Origin of the sequence: Brasilonema sp. UFV-L1 (assembly GCF_012912105.1) — a bacterium.
Taxonomy (GTDB): Bacteria; Cyanobacteriota; Cyanobacteriia; order Cyanobacteriales; family Nostocaceae; genus Brasilonema.
In genome coordinates this window covers 1-24,372 of record NZ_QMEA01000028.1, presented here as the reverse complement: position 1 = coordinate 24,372, position 24,372 = coordinate 1, and the positions used below count along the sequence as shown (strand labels likewise).

Annotated in this window: 15 protein-coding genes; 2 read left to right on the top strand and 13 right to left on the bottom strand. The window is 42.3% G+C overall.

The features are described 5' to 3' along the window. Positions 1-148: 148 nt before the first annotated feature. From DP117_RS11180 to DP117_RS11135, 11 genes are all read right to left on the bottom strand, one after another. On the bottom strand, positions 149-490 hold the full coding sequence (locus tag DP117_RS11180; RefSeq protein ID WP_169218381.1) for a XisI protein: 342 nt from the start codon (positions 488-490) through the stop codon (positions 149-151). 55 nt (positions 491-545) lie between these two features. Continuing rightward, a complete protein-coding gene (locus tag DP117_RS11175) occupies positions 546-3,515 on the bottom strand; it encodes an S-layer family protein (RefSeq protein WP_169218380.1) in 2,970 nt (989 codons plus the stop codon). A gap of 145 nt (positions 3,516-3,660) precedes the next feature. Further along, the gene (locus tag DP117_RS36945; RefSeq protein ID WP_282440272.1) at positions 3,661-3,792 is read right to left on the bottom strand and encodes a hypothetical protein; all 132 of its coding nucleotides are present in this window, start codon (positions 3,790-3,792) and stop codon (positions 3,661-3,663) included. Further along, entirely contained in the window at positions 3,789-6,965 is a 3,177-nt protein-coding gene (locus DP117_RS11170; protein WP_169218379.1) for an S-layer family protein, read from the bottom strand. The genes DP117_RS36945 and DP117_RS11170 overlap by 4 nt, the downstream gene beginning before the upstream one ends. A 560-nt stretch (positions 6,966-7,525) precedes the next feature. Beyond that, positions 7,526-7,951, bottom strand: coding sequence for an S-layer family protein (locus DP117_RS11165; RefSeq protein ID WP_169218378.1), 426 nt, complete (start codon positions 7,949-7,951; stop codon positions 7,526-7,528). A gap of 314 nt (positions 7,952-8,265) precedes the next feature. Then, positions 8,266-9,024, bottom strand: coding sequence for a hypothetical protein (locus DP117_RS11160; RefSeq protein WP_169218377.1), 759 nt, complete (start codon positions 9,022-9,024; stop codon positions 8,266-8,268). Next, the gene (locus DP117_RS11155; RefSeq protein ID WP_169218376.1) at positions 8,975-9,637 is read right to left on the bottom strand and encodes a filamentous hemagglutinin N-terminal domain-containing protein; all 663 of its coding nucleotides are present in this window, start codon (positions 9,635-9,637) and stop codon (positions 8,975-8,977) included. The genes DP117_RS11160 and DP117_RS11155 overlap by 50 nt, the downstream gene beginning before the upstream one ends. A gap of 293 nt (positions 9,638-9,930) precedes the next feature. After that, positions 9,931-12,369, bottom strand: coding sequence for a CHASE2 domain-containing protein (locus tag DP117_RS11150; protein ID WP_169218375.1), 2,439 nt, complete (start codon positions 12,367-12,369; stop codon positions 9,931-9,933). A 190-nt stretch (positions 12,370-12,559) separates the two neighbouring features. Beyond that, entirely contained in the window at positions 12,560-13,966 is a 1,407-nt protein-coding gene (locus tag DP117_RS11145) for a CHAT domain-containing protein (RefSeq protein ID WP_211176045.1), read from the bottom strand. A gap of 228 nt (positions 13,967-14,194) precedes the next feature. Continuing rightward, positions 14,195-15,379, bottom strand: coding sequence for a DUF1822 family protein (locus tag DP117_RS11140; RefSeq protein WP_169218374.1), 1,185 nt, complete (start codon positions 15,377-15,379; stop codon positions 14,195-14,197). 19 nt (positions 15,380-15,398) lie between these two features. Further along, positions 15,399-16,568 (bottom strand): sigma-70 family RNA polymerase sigma factor, encoded by a 1,170-nt coding sequence (locus DP117_RS11135; protein WP_348982998.1) that lies wholly within the window; start codon positions 16,566-16,568, stop codon positions 15,399-15,401. A gap of 722 nt (positions 16,569-17,290) precedes the next feature. On the opposite strand from DP117_RS11135, the gene DP117_RS11130 reads away from it, so the two are divergent. Further along, a complete protein-coding gene (locus DP117_RS11130; RefSeq protein WP_169218372.1) occupies positions 17,291-17,620 on the top strand; it encodes a hypothetical protein in 330 nt (109 codons plus the stop codon). A 457-nt stretch (positions 17,621-18,077) separates the two neighbouring features. After that, positions 18,078-20,420 carry a filamentous hemagglutinin N-terminal domain-containing protein gene (locus DP117_RS11125; protein ID WP_169218371.1) on the top strand — a complete coding sequence of 781 codons (2,343 nt, stop codon included), beginning with the start codon at positions 18,078-18,080 and terminating at the stop codon, positions 20,418-20,420. Positions 20,421-20,429: 9 nt separating this feature from the next. Here DP117_RS11125 and DP117_RS11120 read toward each other — a convergent pair whose 3' ends face one another. Next, complete coding sequence (locus tag DP117_RS11120; RefSeq protein WP_169218370.1) at positions 20,430-21,230, bottom strand: DUF928 domain-containing protein; 801 nt, start codon at positions 21,228-21,230, stop codon at positions 20,430-20,432. Between the two features lie 36 nt (positions 21,231-21,266). After that, positions 21,267-23,582 (bottom strand): CHASE2 domain-containing protein, encoded by a 2,316-nt coding sequence (locus DP117_RS11115; RefSeq protein WP_348982997.1) that lies wholly within the window; start codon positions 23,580-23,582, stop codon positions 21,267-21,269. Between the last annotated feature and the right edge of the window lie 790 nt (positions 23,583-24,372).

Below are 24,372 nucleotides of genomic sequence, written 5' to 3'. Positions count from 1 at the left end.
CTTAGCGAGATGCAGGACAAGAAGCAGGTGTTTGCTAAAGGCTGTGGGGCTGATTTTTGGGTATTTGAAAAAATAGCCTCAGTCAAAAACAGGACTGGGGCATATAGTTCGTCAATGTCATCTTGAATCTCGAATAAGCACTCGTCATTCAAGCTACGCTGAATCCAGTATATTGCCGCTTATAGGGAGCGATGAGACCCAGAACAATGTCTTCTGTTGGAACCCCCATAAGGACGAGTTCCTCAGCGAGATCTACTTCAGTCAAGTTCTGTTGAATCCAAATCTTGCCATCTTTGATGTCAAAATGGATGATGCAGCGATAAATCCGGTCAAGCTGACGCCAGCCTACATTCATCCATTGATAATGATCTCGCTCTGTATCGAATATTAGTTGAACTTCCACATCACTAACATCACTATTAGATGTATTGTCAGCATATTTTGTAAGTAGACTTTGAATAAATTGCCGATACTGTTCTATTTTTGCCATTGCACAATTACCTTTTCAACGGGATCATATATCTTTGGCAGACATTAACAGTTCCTTACAATTTTTGATAGTCCTTAACAGGACAAGAAGCAGGTGTTTGCCAAGGGCTGCGAGGGCTGACTTGAGGAGTTTGCGCCACGAGTTCTATATTCCCATTGCTATCAACTATCCAACCAGTAGCTTCCACAATTGGAGTCGCCGCTGCAACTTTAGTCGTATTTGAGACTGCTGTTGGTTGTGGGGAAATTGTTGTTTTAGCTGAGTTTGCTGGTTTTGGTCTTAATCTCACCCAGGCTGATAGAGTGCTTGTATCTTGTAATGGTTCAGTAGGACTCATGGGTAACCCGCCGCGCCCTGTTGACACAAAAGAACTTTGGCTTTGCCGACTTCCGGGAGTGCAGGCGGTGGAAATTTGCCCTGAGACATCAACAAGATTTGTTGGGAGTTCGATGAAGCCGCGAGTGGCGTCTATATCAGGTGTGTTGATTTCCACCGTACCACTAATTCCACGTTCAGAACTGGCAGTAATGTCGTTTTGCGGTGTCAACCGAGAACGAGGCTGAATTCCGAAGATACTCTTAGCGTTAATCTGAACTCGACCACCTTTGCCTGTGAAGGCATTAGCAGTAATGTCGCTATTTTCTTTGGGAGGAGCAACAATAAAACCATTCGGGGCATTGATAGTAATGTTACCACCATCACCTCCTTGATTTTCAGTTCCTGCGGTAGCAGATATTTGACTGTTGCGGCGAAGTAGCAATAAGTCAGTAACGTTTAGTATGAGGTCGCCCCCATTCCCAGAGGTAGTACTTCCACTGATTCGACTCTGTTTATCAAGCCGAATGTTATCTGCTGTAATATTTAAAGTACCAGCATTCCCAGTACCAGTACTTTCAACTTGCAATCTGCCATTATTCTCAAGAACTAAGTTATTTGCTCTTACAGTCAAGTTTCCTGCACTTCCCGTTGCCTCTGTACCACTATTTATAGTCGCATTATTACGCATCAATAAGGAGCCTGCATTAACCGTGATTTCTCCACCATTACCTGTGCTACTTTTTTGTGTATTGCTACCAATTCCTGCAGAGTCTTGGATCTGCAAAGACTGTGCTGTGATGCTAATTTTTCCTGCGTTACCCGTATTTGAAGAGCTAGTGTTTATACCTGCGTTCCTTTGAATCGTTAAGGAGCCTGTATCAACCTTAATTTCTCCGCCATTACCTTTACTACTTTGCTCCGTATTACTACTGATTCCCGCAAAGTCTTGAACTAGCAAAGACTGTGCTGTGATGCTGATTTTTCCAGCATTACCTCCACCTTCTTCAGAGTTTGTTGTTATGCGAGATTCTTTTTGAACGGTCAAAGAACCTGCCTTAATATCTATCTCTCCACCATTACCACTGCTATCTTTTTTTACAAAGCTATCGAGTCCCACATTTTCTTCTAGTAGTAAAGAATTTGTGTTAACGCTGATTTTTCCAGCGTTCCCTGTGCCTGAAGTGTTGCTACTTACACCAGAGCTTTCGCGGATGACAAAAGAATTTGTGTTAACGCTGATTTCTCCAGCGTTACCTGAGCTACCTGGTTCCGTGTCGGTACTAAACCCTGAATTCTTTTCAATCAAGAAAGAATTTGCAGTGATGTTAATTTTTCCACCATCACCTGCTTTATAGGCTTGACTCCCGAACCCTCCTCCATTACTCAGTACCAACTCGCCATCTACAGTAATGTTGATTTCCCCAGCATTACCTTTTCCTTGAGAGAAAGTACTAAAACCAGATTGTTCAGTAATCCGTAGAGAATTCGCTTCAACCTTTATACGTCCGGCATTTCCTTCACTATAAGTATTACTGCCTAGTCCACTGTCATTTTTGACAACAATAGAACCTGCTTTGAGGGTGATTTCTCCAGCATCTCCCGTTCCTTCTGTATGATTGCCTGCACTACCGTTATTTTCTAGAAAAATCGATTTCTTGGCAACTAGCTGAATTGGTCCAGCATTACCGGAAGCGAAGGTGTTCGTGCTCAGATCTGACTCATTGACTGTTATATTGTTGTCACTGAGAACGCTGATTTCACCGCTATTACGGTCACCATAGGTATCAGATAGAACAATCGATTGTCCAGTGATATTGATGTCTTTGCCAGCGATCGCAATAAAACCACCACCATCTCCTGTGGTATCGACAAACGTTTTACCAGAAAACTGGATATCTTCAAAATTAGTCATGCCTTGATAACTCAGCTTCCAACCTTCTGATACTGAAACGAGACTTACATTCGCATTGCTACCAACACTGCCGATTTCAATACGTCCTTCTGGTGACTTGAGAATACCACCTTCAAGGGATACCTTACCTCCCACCAGTGCTAACGTTTTACCCTCTTGAACCTCCAATCCTGAAACGCCGCTTGTCACACGGGGACGAGGTTGTTCCTCTTTGATATCGTTATATACAATGTCGTGCCCCAATCCATTAACCTTGATTTCTCCTGGATTATTGCCCAAACCCAATCCCACAGGCGCGGTTATCGTCAACAAGGGTGCTGACTGAGGATTTTTTGCACTAAACTCAAAGTTATCTTTAAATTTTATTGCACTAGCGGTACTCGCAACAAAAGAACCACCAATATCTAACCTTGCATTCTGCCCAAAGATAATGCCATTTGGATTAATCAGAAAAAGGTTGGCTGTACCATTAGCTTTGATGATGCCATCAATATTAGAAATCGACCCACCTGTGACTCGTGTCAAGATATTTTGAATATTTGCTGCATTATTGAAGAAAGCTGTGCTGTTAGTAGGGACAGAGAACTCAGAGAAGCTGTGGAACAGATTAGCACCTCTTGCGGTTCCACCCTCAATGATTCTAGTGTTGTCTTCTAATCTCACATTGGAATTATTTGGGAGAGTGCCATCTGTCGTGATTTGGGCAACAGAGCTATTTGCAGACAAGACTATCACACTCCCCATCACAATTCCTAGGCCTCGCCACCAGTACAAACATATAGATACCCCAGACATTGCACTCTCCTGTAGAAAAGGAAATTCAGCGAGTGAAGCTTCAATTAAGAATATAGATGTCAGGGCGATCGACTTATGCACAAGCTTTGGATATTAGAAAATTTCTAGCTACTAGTATGAGTTGCTCTCATAAGATTACTATTTTTCAGAGAACTCGCATTCGGATGCGATACGCAAAAGCTAAAGCCAGAGGTTTATCGCCTTCAACCACACGCTTAATGTCCTGCCCAGTCAGTTCGAGATGCAAGGCGCGATCGCTTTTACAGCAATGAATCATTTTGAATTTTGACAAGAAGCAGGTGTTTGCCAAGAACTGTGAGGGTTGACTTGAGGAGATTGCGCCACGAGTTCTATATTCCCATTACCATCAACTACCCAGCCAGTGGCTTCCACAATTTGAGTTGTCGCTGCAGCAACTTTGGTCGTATTTGAGACTGCTGTTGGTTGTGGGGAAATTGTTGTTTTAGCTGAGTTTGCTGGTTTTGGTTTTAATCTCACCCAGGCTGATAGAGTACTTGTATCTTGTAATGGTTCAGTGGGACTCATGGGTAATCCGCCGCGTCCTGTTGACACAAATGTACTCTGGAATTGCCGACTTCCAGGAGTGCAAGCGGTGGAAATTTGTTGCGAAACATCAACGAGATTAGTAGGGAGTTCGATTAAACCGTTAGTGGGGTCAATATCAGGTGTAGTGATTTCTACATTGCCTCTCAACTGGCGATTTACCCCTGTGGCGGTGATGTCACTTGTGTTCGGAGAAGGTACATCCCGGAACTGGATGCCAAAGATACCTTTAGCGTTAATTTCGACATTACCGCCTCTCGAGTTAGTAGAGTTGGCAGTGATATTGCTGTCTTCAAATCCTGCAAGGATGTTGGTGTTAATGTTGATATCCCCACCGATGACATTTTCGCCTTTGGCGTCGGTGGTGATGTTGCTGCTGTGAAGTAATATCAAGTCTCTAGAGCGGATGTTGATAGTTGCTTGTGGTTTGTTGGGGTCAGTGTTGATGCTTCGGGTGTCAGCACTGATGGTGGCGTTGTTGTCTAAGCGGATAGAGCGAGCTTTAGCGTTTATGTTGCCCGCCACTCCAGTTCCTTGACTGGTGGCATTTATGAGAGCACCCTCGTTGATAGACAAGCGTTGCGTCGTGACATTGATATTACCGCCAGAACCTGTAGAGTTGACATTTGTGTTAGCGAATATACCACTGACAGCACCTTGACCCCGCACAAATCGTCTACCAATTAGTGCCAATCTCTCAGGAAAAGTCGGATCGCTACCACTAATGGTAATGCTGTCAGTTGCATTTACTGAAATTTCACCTGCATTGCCGCGATCGCTACTCGTTGTGACGATTTGTCCGCCATCTCGGACTTCCAAAGTGCTGACGTTTATTTTGATATTCCCACCATTTCCTTGCCCACTCGTGTTAGCACCGATAATAGCTCCATTATTTACATTTAATGAATTCGCTGTAATCTTGATTTCTCCCCCGTTGCCCGTAGATCCTTGTTCTATGCTGCTGAAAGCATTACTGTAACGTTCATTTGCACTACTATCAAAGGAGACTGCACCAGTAGCATTAATCGTCACGCTTCCTGCATTTCCTTCTCCAACACTACTGACCAATATTGATGCACCATTTGTAACAGCTAGCGAGCCAGTATTGATGATAATCTCTCCGCCGTTCCCACGCGCAAACTCAAAGGTTGCACTGCCTACACCACTAGCGTCCCCATTATTGCTTGCTACTCCATCTAAGATAACTTTATTTGCATTAATCGTTATGCTGCCAGCATTTCCTCGGGTATGAGTGTGAGCTATGATGGCAGCACCGTCTAATACAGACACATTTGGTGCATTAATGGCGATCTTGCCGCCGTTGCCAACACCACCAGCAAACGTTTGACTTCCCACGCCAGAGTTTATCCCACTTATTGAGATGCGATCAACAGCAGTCATTTCGATATTGCCAGCATTTCCCTGCCCAGTAGTGTGAGCAACTATGGTAGCACCATTTGATAAAGATATTTTTGGTGCATTCATAGTAATTGCGCCACCATTACCAACTGCACCAGGAAATACTTGGCTACCCACACCAGTGCCTACCCCATTTATTGAGATGTCCTCAGTGGCAGTCATTTGGATACTACCAGCATTTCCTTGCCCCTCAGTGTGAGCAACCACAGTAGCACCATTTGATAAAGATAGTTTTGGTGCATTGATGGCGATTTTGCCCCCGTTGCCTGTTCCTACTAAGTTTGCGGAAATAGCGGATCCTCTAGTACTGCCTGCATCATCTAGAGAAACGGCGTTGTCTGCATTAATTATGATATTGCCAGCGTTTCCTTGTGCATAGCTATTTGTAGAAAGTACAGCGCCATTGCTTAAAAATAGCGATCGCCCTGTAATGTTGATATTGCCACCATTGCCAATTCCTCCTACCTCATTGGCAATTATCCCGTTATCAACTGAAATAATACCACTGGCATTCAGCGTAATATCTGCTGCTTGAGTACCCAAAAATTGCAAACCTGTATCGATACCAGCCTTAATATTGCTACCAGAGTGAATATCAATATTGTTAGCGTTAATGGCGATACTTCCTTTGCCGTCACCATTGACTGCGATATTGGCACCATCAGTCAGACGAATGTTCTGAAAATTGGTAATGCCTTGATAACCCAATAACCAGCCGGGATTTGTAGATGTGAGGCTGACTAGACTATTCCCTGTTACACTCCCCAATTCTATCCTTCCGTTTGCCGTCTTTAGGGTTGCAGAGCCTAAGGAAACATCACCCCCTACCAATGCTAAGGTTTGATTCGGTTGCACCCGTAACTCAGATATGGTATCAGTAATAGGGTCTTGAAAGTCCCTTATCTGTTCACTATCGCCAATTACCTCAATCTTTCCTGGATTTGATCCAAATTGCAAACCAATAGGTACATTGATAGTCAGCAGGGGTGTAGATTGAGTGGTCGTACTAAACTCAAAGCCATCTCCAAATTTCAAGCTACTAGCGGTACTAGCAACAAACGAACCACCAATATCCAACCGTGCATTTTGACCAAAGACAATGCCATTTGGATTAATCAGAAACAGATTGGCTGTGCCGTTAGATTTGATTAAACCATCGATATTAGAGATAGACTTACCCGTTACCCGTGTCAGAATGTTCTGAATATCGAGTGCATTATTGAAGAAAGCTGTCTCGCCACTGGGAACAGAAAACTCAGAGAAACTGTGGAACAGATTAGCGCCTCTTGTCGTTCCACCCGAAATAATCCTGGTATTACCCTCTAATTTCACGTTGGAATTATTTGGCAGAGTGCCATCTGGAGTGATTTGAGCAACTGAGCTATTTGCATATAATAAGACTATCGCACTCCCAATCGCAATTCCTAGACCTTGCCACCAGTAAAAACGTATAGATACCCCAGACATTGGACTCTCCTGTAGAAAAGGAAATTCAGCGAGTGAAGCCTCAATTAAGAATATAGATGTTAGGGCGATCGACTTATGCACTTTCATCCATTTATAGGGGTAGCAAAAACATTTTGTGATTGCGATACACCGCAGGCGTCTAGATTTGCTATCAGAATCTTGGAGATCTTAGATCTTGCACTCTTGTCAGAAACCGGGTTTCTTGAGAACGGCTTAGAGTCAAAACCTTGATTTTTCGTACAGAAACCCGGTTTCTTTGAGCTTATTAAGAATAGTGCCAGATGTTACAAATGCTACTCTACCCAATGGGTGCGCAACAGACGCTGCACTCAGAAAGACTTCGTACAAAGAGGTATTTTTCAGAGGACTCGCATTTGGATGCGATAGCTAGCCCCTTAGGGGGCGCTGCGCAAACGCTGCTGCCTTCGGCAGATCGCTATTCCACAACAATTTGTGCGTTCCTAACGCACAAATTGTCGTTAGATCACAACAAGCTGTCGTTAGGAATGATTTACGACTGCTATACAAGTAACCTTGATAATCGCTTTTACAGCAATGAATCATTTTGAATTTTGACAAGAAGCAGGTGTTTGCCAAGAACTGTGAGAAGTGACTTGAGGAGATTGCGCCACGAGTTCTATATTTCCATTGCTATCAACTATCCAACCAGTAGCTTCTACAATTTGAGGTGCAGCAGCAACTTTAGTCGTATTTGAGACTGCTGTTGGTTGTGGCGAAATTGTTGTTTTAGCAGAGTTTGCTGGTTTTGGTTTTAATCTCACCCAGGCTGATAAAGTACTTGTATCTTGTAATGGTTCAGTGGGACTCATCGGTAGTCCACCACGTCCTGTTGACACAAAGGAACTCTGGAATTGCGGACTTCCGGGAGTGCAGGCGGTGGAAATTTGTTGCGAGGCATCAACGAGATTAATTGGGAGTTCGATTAAACCGCTAGTCGGGTCAACATCAGGTGTAGTGATTTGCACATTACCGCTCAACTGGCGAGTTGCTCCAGTGGCGGTAATGTCGCTTGTGTTTGGGGAAGGTATATCCCGAAACTGAATGCCAAAGATACCTTTGGTATTAATTATGACCGAAAAAGAAAAGGATACAAGCCCCCAACTTATGGTATGGAGAATGTAAAAAATGTTTTCAAAAGACGCATAGCGCGTTAGCGGAGCGGCACGAAGTGCGGAAAACGGCGTCCTTGTTTCAAGCCCCTAAATTTATTTTGGTGGTTCTTAATTTTGAATGAGCGAATGAGCGAATTTGAGCGTTTGCGTAGCGCCCCTCTTAGGGGCTAGCGAGTGACATTACCACCACGAAAGTTAGCAGAGTTGGCAGTGATGTCGCTATTTTCAAAGCCAGCCAGGATATCGGCATTAATATTGATGTTGCCGCCGATAACGTTTGCTCCTGTGGCATCGGTTCTGATGTTGCTATTGCCAGTCATGATCAAATCTTTTGAGTTAATGTTAATTGTCGCCTGTTCCCTAGTAGGGTCAACTTTGGAGCTGCGTGTACTGGCGTTGAGTAAGCCTAAGTTGTTTAAACGGATAGAGCGAGCATTTAATGTCATGTTGCCTGCGGCTCCATTTCCTTCACTACTGCTGGATATTTCACCAAAGTTAGTGACTTGGAGCAACCTAGATGTGATATCTATTTCGCCCCCATTACCCACAGATCCAGTTTCCACAACGCTCTTGACTGCACTAGGCAAACTATTACTGCTCGCTCCATCAATCAAGATGTTATCAGTAGCAGTAATCTTCACGTTTCCGGCATTTCCCTGTCCAAGGGTATTGGTGCTCACCGCAGCACCGTTTGTTAAAGAGAGCGATCGCGTAAAGATATTGATGTTACCCCCATTGCCATTAGTAACGGAAAGCGATCGCGTATTAATATTAATGTTGCCCCCTTTGCCCACACCCCCCCTAGCCACTTCGCTGTAAATTCCACCCGGAAATCCTTTTCGATTCAGTCCATCCAAGGAAATAGAATCTGTAGCGTTAATCGTAATAGTGCCCGCATTTCCCTTTCCCAGAATACTTGCTGCCATGAAAGACCGCATTATTTCCGTATTGCAATCCAGTCGGCACACTGATAGTCAGCAGTGGTGTAGCTTGGGGAGCTGTAGCACTAAACTCAAACCCATCGGCAAATTTCATACTATTAGCAGATGTGGCAAAAAAAGAACCGCCAATATCTAACCGAGCATTCTGACCAAATATAATGCCGTTAGGATTCATCAAAAACAGATTCGCCGTACCTAAGCTGCGAATTAACCCATCAATATTAGAAATAGAATTACCCGTTACCCGACTAATAATATTTTGAATATCTGCGGCATTGTTAAACAAAGCCGTGCTGTTAGTAGGGACAGAAAATTCGGAAAAACTGTGGAAAAGATTTCTTCCGGCTTGCGTTCCACCCGAAATAATTCTGGTGTTACCCTCTAATTGCACATTGGAATTATTTGGCAGAGTGCCATCTGGCGTAATTTGGGCGATAGCGCTATTTGTATATAAGGCGAGTGTCTGCAACACGGCTGCGCCGATAAGCCTCTGGCTTGACGCTAGCCCCGATAGGCGTAGCCTATCGCAAACGCGTATCGCACTCCCAATCACAATTCCTAAATGCCACCAGTACAAATATTTAGATACCCCAGACATTGCACTCTCCTATAAAAAAGGAAATTTAGCGACTGAATCCTCAATTAAGAATATAGGTATTAGCAAAATCAACTTATGCACAAGCTTTGGATATCAATAAATTTCTAGCTACTGGTATGACTTGTAAAAAACCAATCAAATAAATCCAAAGTAGGCATTTTTGTCAAGTATAATGCGGTTGGAATTAGGTAAAAATATATTAAGTTAACCGTCAAATGCAAGATGTGAATTTACCAACCTTGCTTGTCCGCTCGTAAACCTCTCTACTGATGAATTGGTTTGCTCTTGTCGTTTTATTCAACTGATGGGTGGGAAATAGTGGGAAATTCCCGACGACTTTGAATAAACAACACAACAACGCCGCTTGCAACCACAGCAAAAGTTGAGGGAATAAATGGTAACCATACTCCTTGTTTTAAAAGTGCGATCGCCCCTAAAGGCACTGCGCAGAGAGCGATCGCACAAACTCCATATAAAATGATAACTATCGCAAATATGGCGCATCCCTTATCTGAGTGCGATCGCACACGCCAAACAATCAAACCAGACACACTCGACCATCCCCATATCCAGAGAATATCGCACCAAAAAGGCAAAACCCGAAGAATTGGACGTTCGTCTAAAACAGCACTCAGAATTTGGCTGACCATTTGCGCTTGTATAAATACGCCTGGCGTTTCCTCGTAAGGTTGCTGTGCAGCAGAGTAGGGAGTTGACCAAGTATCGCTGATAGTGTTAGCTGTCACTCCAATGAGAACTACCTTATCTTTGAGCAAATCAGAGTTAACTTTATCACTCAATACATCTTCCAAAGAAACTCTTTGGTAATCTGCATTACGGTAATTAACAAGTATTTGAATTCCGCCTAAATTAACTCCTTGTTGATAGCCACCACTACGACCAGGCTTTAAGCGTTTAAAGACTTTAGAGCCAAACTTTACATAATCTTCATTTAAATCAGGTTGAATATTTTTGTAAGATAAATAACGAGCAGCCAATTGCAACGAAAGTGAGTAAGGCGTTGTACAAACAGACGAAGGCTCTTGTGCCATCATCAAAATTTGACGACGGACGATACCATCTGGATCTTGGATTGCATCAGTAAAACCCTGACGTTCTACAGGGACTCCAAGAGGTGGTTTAACACCTTGAGGATCGTGTTTACGATCTCTGCCTTTGCAGACAACAACAACATTTTCTTTGCTCAGTTCAGTTGCAAGTTGTATCGGCTTTGATTTATTTGGGGGGTCAGCAAAATCTCTGTAAATATCTAATCCAATGACTCGCGGTTGATGCTTTTGTAATTTGTTGAGTAGTTTAGCTAACGTACTATCAGAAATCGATTTCAGTCCTTGAGTCATCTCTTGTCGGGATTGAATATCTTTTTCTGTGATTTCAACAACGAGCAACCTTGGATCTAACTCTTCCTTTGGTCGCAGGAGTAGCATTTGGTCAAAGATTTGCAGTTCGAGTTTCTCAAAAACCCCTAAGTACCTTAGACCTATCGTTGAAAGAGTCACAATAACACTACTAAATAGTACAGTCCAAAGTTTGGTCTTTCGAGTCGCAATTGTGCTTTTCGTCTTAGGGGTCGAAATTGTGCTTTTCGTCGAAACTTCGCCGCGAGTCTCGGTGTCACTCCAACCACCGCGCAGTTCTTGCCAAGTTATCGAAACAGTTGTAGGATTTTGGCAGATGAGTGGTAACCAACTAGCACAAGGGAAGTCATTCTCCAACCCCTGAAGTCTTTCCCGCGCTTCTCGTACAGCCAGATAAAATGGCTTCCCACCCGCAAAAGCGACAAGAAAGTTTTTTAAAAACTCCTGTGCGACTAAATCTGGTACTGGTTCCCGCATCATAATCATTTGGGGAATATTCAAATCAGCTAAATTTCGTGCCAAACCAATTCCATCACAGGAGTTGAAAATTGCCAGTTTTAAACCGCGTGCAATTGCTGTTTTTAGTGCATTCTTAAATTGGGAAATTGTTAAACTCTCGCTTTGATTAATGTAAATTTCGCCGAACTCTCCATCTGCAATACTAGCGCTATGTCCTGCAAAAAACAGAATATCCCAATCCTGATTCCACAGTTGCTCATCAAGTTCTCTGCGTGTTGGTTCAACAAGAAACGTGGTTTGGGCATCTGTTAAACCTTGCAACAAACAGCGGTCTTTCTCAATATCAATACCAAAACTGTTACCTAGAATTGCTAAAATCTTGACTTTACCTGTGGAAGAATTTCGCACTACCTGAACAGATGCATACTCATGATTGCTCAAAGCTAATTCAGCTTTCGGGTAATCCTCAAAAAAATTCCATAGATGCCAAGGTAACCGATGTAGTAAAGCTATATTTGTTTCAAAAATAACTCTAATTTCATCATCTCGACTGAGTAGAGTTCTTAACTGTCGCTCAATATTTTGGAAGGACTCAGATTTCAACCAAGCATTGATATGTGCTTGTAACTGATGACACACTTCATCGAAGTCATTCACAGAAATATTAGTAATATCTTGTGAATGTACTTTTATACGTTGATCGCTGCCCAAACGTTGATGGACAGCTTCATACAGTAAATGCCACCTTCTGTAGAGTTCGCTGAGTTTTGGTACTGCTGGCAGACTCCCTGTTATTTTAAATAATTGGTTATGATGCCAAAGTTGAGCTGTGACAACAGGAAATCCTTGATTTAAATCTCCTCCCAACAAGCTGAAGATGACTAGCTTACTCATTTGTTTAGGACTTACACAACTAGTTCAAGGGTGAGAATTTCTCTAATTTACACGAACTGCGCCAACGGCTTCAACACGAGTTAGCTCAAATATCTTCTCTCGTTAATCTCCTCTTTGACTTGTTATGATTTCATCCTCTTATGATTTCATCCTCGAAGCTCTATTCCATAAAGCTTGATTCTATGTATCTTCATAGAGAATTGGTATCAGCAGGAATTGTAAGTTTTTGACCTACTTGTAAACTTTCAGGTTTAATATTGCCATTAGCAGCAGTAATTTTTTGCCACTTATTGCCATCACCATAGTATACTTTAGCGATGTCGAATAATATTTCACCAGCTTGTACTGTGTGAGTGGTAGGGGGAATTCCTTGTTTTGTTGGTAATTTTTTCTGAAATGGTAATATTGATGGAATTAGCAGCTGTAGAATTATCACCAATGCAGTTGTTAATACACCCAGAGGTACTGTTCGGAGAAGTCGCCATCGTCGAGTCGGTAGTCTACTGGGAAAATTCTTCATTTCTTGCCAAGTCAGCGGCTCAAAAGTAGGATTCTGGCAGATGAGTGGTAACCAACTAGCACAAGGAAAGTTATTCTCCAATCCCTGAAGTCTTTCCCGCGCTTCTCGTACAGCCAGATAAAATGGCTTCCCACCCGCAAAAGCGACAAGAAAGTTTTTTAAAAACTCCTGTGCGACTAAATCTGGTACTGGTTCCCGCATCATAATCATTTGGGGAATATTCAAATCAGCTAAATTTCGTGCCAAACCAATTCCATCACAGGAGTTGAAAATTGCCAGTTTTAAACCGCGTGCAATTGCTGTTTTTAGTGCATTCTTAAATTGGGAAATTGTTAAACTCTCGCTTTGATTAATGTAAATTTCGCCGAACTCTCCATCTGCAATACTAGCGCTATGTCCTGCAAAAAACAGAATATCCCAATCCTGATTCCACAGTTGCTCATCAAGTTCTCTGCGTGTTGGTTCAACAAGAAACGTGGTTTGGGCATCTGTTAAACCTTGCAACAAACAGCGGTCTTTCTCAATATCAATACCAAAACTGTTACCTAGAATTGCTAAAATCTTGACTTTACCTGTGGAAGAATTTCGCACTACCTGAACAGATGCATACTCATGATTGCTCAAAGCTAATTCAGCTTTCGGGTAATCCTCAAAAAAATTCCATAGATGCCAAGGTAACCGATGTAGTAAAGCTATATTTGTTTCAAAAATAACTCTAATTTCATCATCCCGACTGAGTAGAGTTCTTAACTGTCGTTCAATATTCTGGAAGGATTCAGATTTTAACCAAGCATTGATATGTGCTTGTAGCTGATGACACACTTCATCAAAGTCATTCACAGAAATATTAGTAATATCTTGTGAATGCACTTTTATACGTTGATTGCTGCCCAAACGTTGATGGACAGCACAGTAGAGTAACTGCCACCTTCTGTAGAGTTCGCTAAGTTCTGGTACTGCTGGCAGACTCCCTGTTATTTTGAAAAATTGGTTATTGTGCCAAAGTTGAACTGTGACAACAGGAAATCCTTGATTTAAGTCTCCTCCCAACAAGCTGAAGATGACTAGCTTACTCATTTGTTGTTTGGTAATTGTGAGTTGTTAGCGCTCATTTGTCCAGCAACCATTTGTCATTAACGATCTGATCAATAACTAATATCAAGTTCGTTTGATTACTTACAATAAAAAGACCTCACCCCCATCCCCTCTCCTTATTAAGGAGAGGGGTGCCCGGAGGGCGGGGTGAGGTTTTTCGTTTTTTATAAGTGTTCATCCGAATATAATATAATGACTAATGACTAATGACTAAATAACGAAATTTTCTGTTATCTGGTAACTATCAAAAGCAACTTGGATGCTAAAACATTCTCCTACTTCTCCATCAAAGCGTTTCAATTGTATGTAGTTATCTTGTTCTCTTGCTTGCACTTGTTGAATAATTTCCCCTGACTCTAAAAGCAAACCTAACTTAATATTAACAGGTAAGTAAGATTCTCCATTAACAGGATGTAGTTGCACGCGAATACTAACTTGTTGGCTATCCTCTGGTATGAAGGCAACTAATAGCACCACTTTTTGAGACTCTATTTCCATGCCCAAGTCAATCAGCTTGGCTCGTTTGATACTACCAACACCGAACCCAGAGCTACTCCTAAAATTAAAAGATAGACTGCTGGAATCGAAAAGCAAAAATGTTTCTATTGCTTCCCAAGCATTATCATATATACCTTCTAGCCAACGACTGAGATTCACTTGCACTTGGGAAGATTGTGACTGCTGTCGTTGTTGGTACAAGCGTTGCCGCCACTGTTCATTCTCTAGTAGTGCTCCCCAAGTTGTAAATGGCACTGCAAGCCTAGAGAAAGTCACTGAGAAATTGCCTAACCGTTGCACAAGATTTTCTGCTTGCTGGGTGGATAATTGTGGTAAAGGAGCTATAGCAGTTTTCATCTGCTCTTCTCCACAAAATTTATAGCTCAAAGAGAAAGCATTGAGGTCTTTTGTCAAATGCCGTGCATCTATACAATAAGTTTTATCCACTGAGTCATAGTGAGCCAGAGATTTCAGTTCTTCATGGGTTGTGTAAGCCCAAATTCGTACCCACTCGTCATCTGGTTTGACTTGGACTGCTAAATAGTAGTCTGCTGCCCAATTGGGAATGTCCACCCATTCCTGAGGGACTTCTAACTCGCTATCATCAATTGCCTCACTGGGGATCAATACGACTCGTCTGTTGTCTAACAAAATTGCTGTGCCATTGACAAATTCCCAAAAAGCTGGCGTACCAGGGAAAGTGTACCAAACACTTGCTTGGGGAAAATCTTCAGTTGAAATCCAATCCAAGAAGGCATAAAGACAAATTTGATTCATGTAAGCGCACCAGCGACTGCTAGGCGTGGCATAAACCTGACTTTGCTGCCAGGATTGCGCCTGAAGTGTTGGTGATATTTCTAACAACCATTCTCTTGGATCTGCAAACGCGCAAGTCATTTTTACTACCTTGTGAAAACTATGGATTCATGTTGTACTCACCATACTGGTTTCTCAACCATTCTTCCAAAGCAAGACTCATATCTTTAATTTGGTTGGAGTTCACAGAAATATTCAAATCCTGGCTCCACTTAATTAATGCTGCAAGCATTGATTCTCTACCTTTAACCAGTCTGCGAGACACCGTAGGCTGACTCATCTGCAACTGTTGCATTATCTGCTGCTGAGTGAGTCCCTGTTGGTAGTAAAGTTTCAGTACTTCTTGGGTTTTTACATCCATGTTCTGTAAAGCTTTTAACAATACAGCAGACATCTGAGATATTTGGTTTTGTCGATTTTGGACATCCTCTTGGGCTATGATATCAGCCATTGGTGATGATGAGGATGGGTCTGGCAAATCAAACGTTACTGTCGTGTCATCATTTTGCTTGAAAGCATTTAGAGATTTTACTGGTGGAAACAGATAAGCTCGCACGTAGAGAGCTGTCTGGGTTAACCACTGTTCAATTGTCTGTGCGTTGCATGCGAGAGTTGGTTGAGTGAGTTGGCTTTGGCGTTGGTGGTTGTAGAGGTTGGCGATCGCTTCCCAAAGTTGACGATTCGGTTCTGGTAACTTACTGGTACCTCCTGGTTGGTTTTGGACGTACAGTTGTTTGAAACAAGTCCAAGCTAAGCGATATTGAGCAATTGCGCTTTGTGATAAACCAGCTTCACTCAAAGCTTCACTAAGCAGCTTTTTGCTCACTTTACGTAACAATGCCCAATTGGTGCAAAGATCAGCTTCCTTGCGTTGGCGTAAAATATCTTTCAGCCGACTGGGAATTGCCATAATGGCGTAGGCTTTGAAACTAGAGCATTTTTCCGGATTGAAGTCTTTAAGAATTGTTTCGACTTCAGCGATCGCCATTTGGAAGTAATCAGCTAGACTATGTTGCCTAAGAGTAAATTTGGCAACTGTTTTTGAAGCCGTCCAATAACATGACTCTTGTAAATAAGCTAACAAATGCATTTTTGCAAGGTTATTTGAGCCAGAGCGCCAGTGCTTATGCCAGTAAAGCGCCCAAAAGTTTTCTGATTTCAGTGCTTCTGATGAATGATCCAAGTGATTTTGGATGTTTTTATACAGTTTATGATCAGTCAACCATTTGCTGAATCTGTCTCCTTCCAACTGCGCGAAGGTTGAGAACATATCCGTAATTTCTTGGCGAGGACGCATAAGCAATTAAAAATATAAATTCAAAACATAAATTGAACAGGACTGAAGCAACTATCAGTTAAGGATAAGCCATAGGCATAGACGTTTCTACAGCTTATCGCAAGACATTGCTTGCCTGAGCATGCAATCAAATGCCGCACATTTATTGTCTGTTGTTGTCTTTTATATGTTTGTAGAAGATACTTATCCCCTGCTCAGGTGCTCTCTGCTTTTTATTTGTATCAACCTTAAAAATGACAACGGAAAAATGAGTCTTTCAGGACTTACGCAAAAATAACGCAATTGGAGTCATTGCGATCAAAGGGAAGCAATCGCAAAGCCTTATTTTTCGTCGCGAGTGCGTAAGTCCTATCTTTGTAAAATCTGATTTTTCATCTGATTTTTAGGGCGATTCCTACGGAGAGCTACGCTTAACGCCTGTGAATGAAAAAATCTGGGTAATGACAGATACTCTACATGGGAACGAGTCTGAATCACTCTAGATCGAAGCGGCGTGAGTACTAGTACTGAATTTTGCATTTATGCAGTTATCTATTAATGAAGTTTTGTAAATAAATATTAGGTTTTGCGTAAAACTCGTTACTTGGACAGAAAAATAATTAGAGGTTGCTTGGACTACTAAGGGGGAGATAATCTACTAAATTTCACTCCTGTGATGTTCACAGCCAGTAAATTTTATCAATGAGGTTTTTACAATGCGTCTTCCTTCTAAAGTACAAATTTCTGATTTAAAGCCTACTGAATCATCTCAAATCTGTTTGTATCGCAGTTATTTATCCTTCCTCTGTCTCTGCGCCCTCAGCATTTGCAGCGGTTTTTTAATGATTCAAAGGCTACCAAATTTGATATCATCTGTTGAGCAGGAACTTGCACTTGAGGAGGCTAAAAATATTGTAGGTGGGAGTGGAGATCATCATAATTTTGCGCATTTTATTAGTCTCCATACTGATGAAGTAGCTGCTGATTCTATTACTTCTGATGATCCTTCTAGAACGCCCACCTTTCCAAAAATCAATAGTAATTAGACACTTTCGTGAAAATAAAGTAAGTAAGTCGGCGTAAAAATTTCAAGGTATGTCCGCAGCGAGTGGAACGAAGTAAAACGAAGCAATCGCAAGGATTTTGTGCATTTTACATTCTGTTAGATAGTTCCGTTTATTTGTGCCGACTTACTTACATTTGAGTTTGTTAGCTATCGTCAACTAATTAACGTTATCCACAAGAGGACGCAAAATCTTGCATAACAAAGGGAGCGTTTCCCATGATTTCAAACCTGCCCTTGCTTGAAATCACCATCTTACTTCTTAGCCAAACACTGCTTCTTAGTGGTTTAGATCACAACTAACGGTGACCTTTTATAGTTAGCTATTTTATACTAAGGTTGCATTTACTTGATGCTAGAGCTTAAAGGCTCACCGCTAACTTGAAAGAGATTGCAACTACTGACAAGCGCTGTTTCTTCTATCGAGGTAATTTCACCAGATGGCTCAAAACTGCGGCGGTTGGTGCCGATCATTAGGGCTAGCCAGTTCTTTAGCAATTAGTGGTGCATTTGCTTTTTCTTGGGATTGCACCTTTGCTCAGATAACACCCGATAGCACTCTACCCAATAATTCCAGCGTCAGATTAGAGGGGAACACGAGAATTATGATTGAAGGTGGAACCCAAGTAGGAAGCAACTTATTCCATAGCTTTGGGGAGTTTTCTGTCCCTACTGGTTCTACCGCTTTCTTCAACAACGCTTTAGATATTCAAAACATCATCAGCCGCGTCACGGGTGGGTCAGTTTCTAACATCAATGGTGTGATTAAAGCCAATGGCATTGCTAACCTGTTTTTGATTAATCCGAATGGGATCATTTTTGGTCCTAATGCTCAATTGAACATTGGTGGTTCTTTCTTAGCAAGTACAGCGAGTAGCCTGAAATTTGCTGATGGCACAGAATTTAGTACAAAGGCTCCCCAAAACACACCTCTGCTAACGGTAAGTGTTCCTATCGGTTTGCAGTTTGGGCAAACTCCGGGAGAAATCCGTAATGAATCCCGCGTCCTCGTAATAGACCCCACCACGGGTAATCCAGTTTTGGATGATAAAGGTGTGCCGTTGCCTGGTGGTTTGCAGGTTGCTCCCGGCAAAACCCTGGCACTGGTGGGTGGTTCGGTCAACCTTCCAGGGGGAGTCATGACAGCGCCTGGAGGACAGATTGCGCTGGGTAGTGTGGCAGGCGTTGGGGAAGTTAGCTTGAATTACAGAAATAACAGTTGGGTTCTTGGGTACGACCAGGTTAATACTTTTAGAGATATCCGGCTTGAAGATAAGGCGTTTGTCAATGCTAGCGGTCCTGGTGGTGGTGACATTCAAATCCGGGGCAATCAATTGGATATGACAAAAGAAGCACGCGTTTATGCCGACACACAAGGTACAGAGGCTGGTGGAGACATACTTATCCATACAACTAAGGGGATCACTCTCAGTGAAGGCTCACGGATAACAGCCGATGTTACACAAACAGGGACTGAAAGTGGGGGAAACGTGACGATTGAAACTGGACAATTAAGTATCCAGAGCGACAATTCATTGGTAAGAACGAGTACCTTAGGGAAGGGACAGGGAGGAAATCTTACCATCCGTGCCTCAGAGTTTGTGAAATTGGTTGACAGCAGTGCCTTGGTTACTCAAGCTGAAGGTTCTGGAAATGCAGGAAATTTGGCAATTGATACTAGACGCTTAAGTGTCCAGCAACATGCATTCATATCAACTACCACCTATGGAGTAGGACAAGGGGGAAATTTATCTGTGAAGGCTTCCGATGCTGTGGAACTGGTTGATAGAAGTGGCTTATTTACTCAAACTGAAGGTGCTGGAAATGCCGGAGATTTGACGATTATCACCAGACGATTGAGTACCAGCAATGTGGGAGTAATATCAGCTTCTAGTGTCAGTACAGGGAAAGCCGGAAGTTTAACAATTAACGCTTCTGACGTAGAACTGAGTGGAACAGATGGTAAGAATTCCAGCGGCTTGTTTGTTCAGTCTGAAGGATCAGGGGATGCAGGCAAGCTTGAGGTACAAGCGAGATCCATTAAGCTAGATAACCAAGGGAAAATTTCAGCTCGAACCGAATCAGGTCAAGGCGGGGATATTAAGCTGGAGGTAGCGGACTTGTTGCAGTTGCGCCGTGGTAGTACGATATCCACTTCAGCAGGCGGTAACGGGGATGGTGGCAATATTAATATCAACACCAAATTTTTAGTCTCTGTTCCTGTAGAAAATAGCGACATTACCGCCAATGCTTCTAAGGGTAGAGGTGGTTTCATCGATATTACAGCTCAGGGAGTCTTCGGGATAGAGCGCCGTGAACAATCAACTCCGCTGAGTGATATCACCGCTATTTCGTTACAGAACCCTCAGTTGAATGGTGAGGTGATTATCAATTCACCTGATATTAATCCCAACAGTGGCTTAGTCAACTTACCATCAGTACCAGTTGACACCAAAGTAGCCCAAACCTGTACTGCAGGTAGCCCTCTAGCGAAGAGCCAATTTACGATCACCGGACGCGGTGGCTTACCGCCCAACCCAAGTGAACCCCTGAACACTGATGCGGTTCAAGTAGATTTGATAACTCTTAATCCCAGCAGTGATCATCGCAAAAGTCCAGTTGTTACCATTAAAACAATTACCGCTACACCAGATACACCAGAACGGATTGTAGAAGCAACTGGTTGGATAGTAAACGCAAAAGGGGAAGTCCTCCTCGTAGCAAATTATCCTAGCACTTCCCATAACTCTTGGTATAATTCCGCATATTGCACAGCAAGTTAGCGTTGGACTTCACTGCTGATTTTCTAAAGTGCAGCATTCCACTTTTGGTTCAGTTGCAACATCATTCAAACCAACAGTTTGCAACAGCGCAGCCCAAGAAGTTTCTTGCCCATTTCTTCGACGCAGTTCATTAGCAGCACTCAGTGCTTCATACCAAATACCATTAGCAGCATAAAGGTTTACCCGTTGGCTGGGTGTTGCTTTTTCCAATTGAGTTTTCAAAGCCCAGTTGAGTTGCTCCCGTTTTACATGTCCCTCAACATTCGCAATAATTTGCTTATCCCTCTGACAGTAAATATTGAAATACCAGTGATATCGCTTACCCACTTTCAGAGGTGCTGCTTTTGATGGTAAATTCAGGCTAATGACTCCTGGTGTCTCTGTCAAAGAAGTCTTGTAAATAGTCTGATTTTGTGCTTCATCTTCTAGCACAAATTCTCCATAAGCCAACGACGACGAATAAGGAACATAAAACCAGAAACTAGGATACTCAGCAATCGTTGCTGCATACACCAATTCTGACTTTGAATAAACAGGTACTAAAGCTGTGAGACGCTTTCGAGAAACAGAAGCCAGGGGCTTATTCGTGTTTCCTCCACAGCCACGGCTACCTGCTTCTGTTCGCTTACCTGGTTCCCCGATGTCTGGTGGTGGGGGCGGCGCAGCGAAAATCAATGATTGGTTGAATTGTCCCTTGGGTTCTAATGTTGGGTTTTGCCCAACACGAAGAGAGTTAACAGGTTGTGCCCGCACTTGTATACAGCTAAGGAATATAAAACTGATGGCGTAGGAAAGTTGAATCTTTTGCACAAATAATTTCATCTTTTTTATAATGTTTATAATGCTTTAAGTTTTAAAAATCAGTTGTCGCTGCCTTTGTAGTGAAGTCAGGTAAATCGCCACAGTACCGCCAGTCATGACTAAAACTGAGGCTGACGGGACGAGGGGAACCCAAATCCCAGAGCAAAACAAAATTAAGCAAAAAAAGTATAAAATGCCTATTGCGCTTCCACCCCCCAGTATGATTAGTCGTCCTGACCGACAGCGCCAAACGATAAAACCTCCAACAAAAGACCAACTGCAAATCCACAAGACTTCGCCCCAAACAGGTAACACTGACAACAAAAGTCGCCCATCTTTAACCGCACTAATGATTTGACTGATCATTTGCGCTTGCATAATAACACCTGGCATTTTTTGGTAAAATTCTTGCTGAGCACTGTAGGGAGTAGGAATATAATCACGGACACTTTCAGCGGTGACACCGATGAGGACAATTCGGTCTTTCACTTGTTCAGGCTTAAGCATACCCTTGAGAACTTCTTTTAGCGTGACTGTTGGGGCAATTTCTAAAGGAGAATGGTGGTAAGAGCGGTAATTGAGCAAGATTTGATAGCCTCCTGTATCTACTTGTTGATAGCCGCCCATGTGCGATCGCAACCGCTTAAAAACAACGTTACCTAGCTGCAAATCCCCTGCTTTGGTGTACTTGGGATTAATACCCTCCTTTTCCAAGTAGTAGAACGCCAGTTGGGTGTTAAAGGCGTAGGGCGTGGTACAAGGAGATGTTGGATCTGCTGGTTGCATTGCTAATAAATGACGACGCAAAACGCCGTCTGCGTCTTGAACAACATCACTAAATCCTTGGCGTTCTGGTGGAACTCCCTTTGGAGGTGAATTCCCCGAACGGTTATTTGTGCGTTCTTTAACTTTGCAAATCACAAACAACCTGTTATCTGTTTTGAATTGAGTCGCCAAAGAAGCTTGCTTGGGTTGTGATGACTCATCACGATAGATATCTAAGCCAATGGCTTTTGGTTGGAGGGGTGCAAGTTTTTCCAAAAGTCGGGCGAGTGCGAGATCAGAGAGTGATCCTCTTCTTTCCTTTTGTTCTGGTAATTTCAAATCATCTTCGGTGATTGTAACTATCAAAATTCGCTTATCTTGTTTTTCAGGAGATCGTAGCCGCATGAAATGATCGAAAGCCTGTAACTCCCATGCTTGTAGTATCCCAAGCCAGCGCACCCCCATCAACAAGCTTGTGACTAGAAAACTCATCATCAAAACTGTTTTGAAATTGAGTTTGGGTTGGCGTACAGGTAGGGTTCGGGGTTGGCGATCGCCTTTAGTTCTGTTTTGCAACTCTTTCCAAGTCGGCGACACAACAGCAGGATTCTGACAAATCACAGGTAACCAGCTTGCGCCAGGAAATTCACTTTCTAAACCCTGCAACTGTTCCCGCGCTTCCCGCACTGCTAAATAAAACGATTTATTATCAGTAAACCCCTTGAGAAAGCGCTTCAAAAACTCTTGCGCCACTTTATCTGGTACGGGTTCTCGCATGACAATCATTTGGGGAATATGTAAATCATCTAGCTGTTGTGCTAATCCCAACCCATCACAAGAGTTAAAAATTGCCAACTGCAACCCGCGTTCTATAGCTTTCTTCAGAGCATTTTTTAACTGCGAAATTGCTAATCTTTCGCTAGGATTTATATGTATATAACCTGTTTCCCCATCATCTTTGCTATAACTATGCCCTGCAAAAAAGAGAATGTCCCATCCCTGCTTATCCCAAAGCTGCTCATTTAATTCTGAGCGTGTTGGCTCTACCAAAAATACCGTTTCTGCATCTGATGACAAGCTTTCCAAAAACTTTTTGTCAGCATCAGTATCAATTCCGGTGCTATTCCCCAGAATCGCCAAAATTCTGACTTTAAGAGCCGAATTGATCACCTGATTTTCTGACTCAAACTCAATTGGACTTAAGGCGACTTCTGCCAAACGATAATCTTCAAAAAAGCGCCAAACATGCCAGGGTAGTTTTCTGACATAGCTGTCTTCAGTTTGAATCACAAATCGAATTTCATCTGACTTGGATAATTTTGTTCTTAGTTGGAACTCAATGGAACGAAAACCCTGATAATCCAGCCAATTATTCAGGCTTTTTTGTAACTTTTGACAGACTTTATCAAATTCAGCATCGGAAACATGAGTTATGTCAGATTCATCAATTTTAATATCTTCATCAATGAGCTTGTGTTGACGTAAACCTATATTTATAGAGCGAGCCGAATAAATTAAATCATACAGCAATTGCCAACGACGATACAGGTCAAGAAGATTTGGGGCTGCTGGTAAACAACCCTGAAATTGACTCATTTTGAAATTATTCTCTGACTGTAGTTGAACAGTCACAAAGTGAAAGCCATCTTGTAGAGTACCCCTTCCCAAATTTAAGATCACTAACTTACTCATTTTTCTAATCGCGCAAGTTGTTAAACCACAAAATCTTCCGTAATGCTGAAATTATCGATAGTCACTTGGATTTTGAATGTTTTTATTTTTGGGCATGTAAATCGTTTCAGTTGAATCAAGTGATCTTAAGTTCGTGATTGAAATTCCTGGAGAGTTGCTCCTAACAATGCAAACTTGTAGCAAACTTATAGTGTCTGCTTTTGTATAACTCAATATTGCAATGCATTTGAGGTTCTGTTTTCCATTTAATCGTTGAGTAACCCTTATTATTCTCCACAGTCATATACATAGAAAATTTCTCAATCGAATTTTGACGGCTGGGCAGTTTGGGTATGCTGGTAAACATTCTGACCTCTTGTTTCAAAGCAAAGGGCTGTATTTCTACAGAAGATACAAGTGTAAAAACTTCGTTTCCGTATAGTAGCGGTCAGGATGGATTTGTTCTAGAGCGAAAAATCGGGATAATTATGTAAGAAATATTACGATTTTTCAAGTTAGTTCAGGCAGATATGTCTGGTCTAGGGGTATTACTTTGTAAAGACAGGATATTAATTATACTGCTATTGGGTTAAGGTTGGCATGTAACTTGTTGGGCATAGTGGCTATGAAGTAGTTTGTATTAAGTGTGCTACTTACTTATTGGTACCGCTTGAGGCGTTTTATGAGGGGTTTGATGCTGTAACTTAATTTCTGG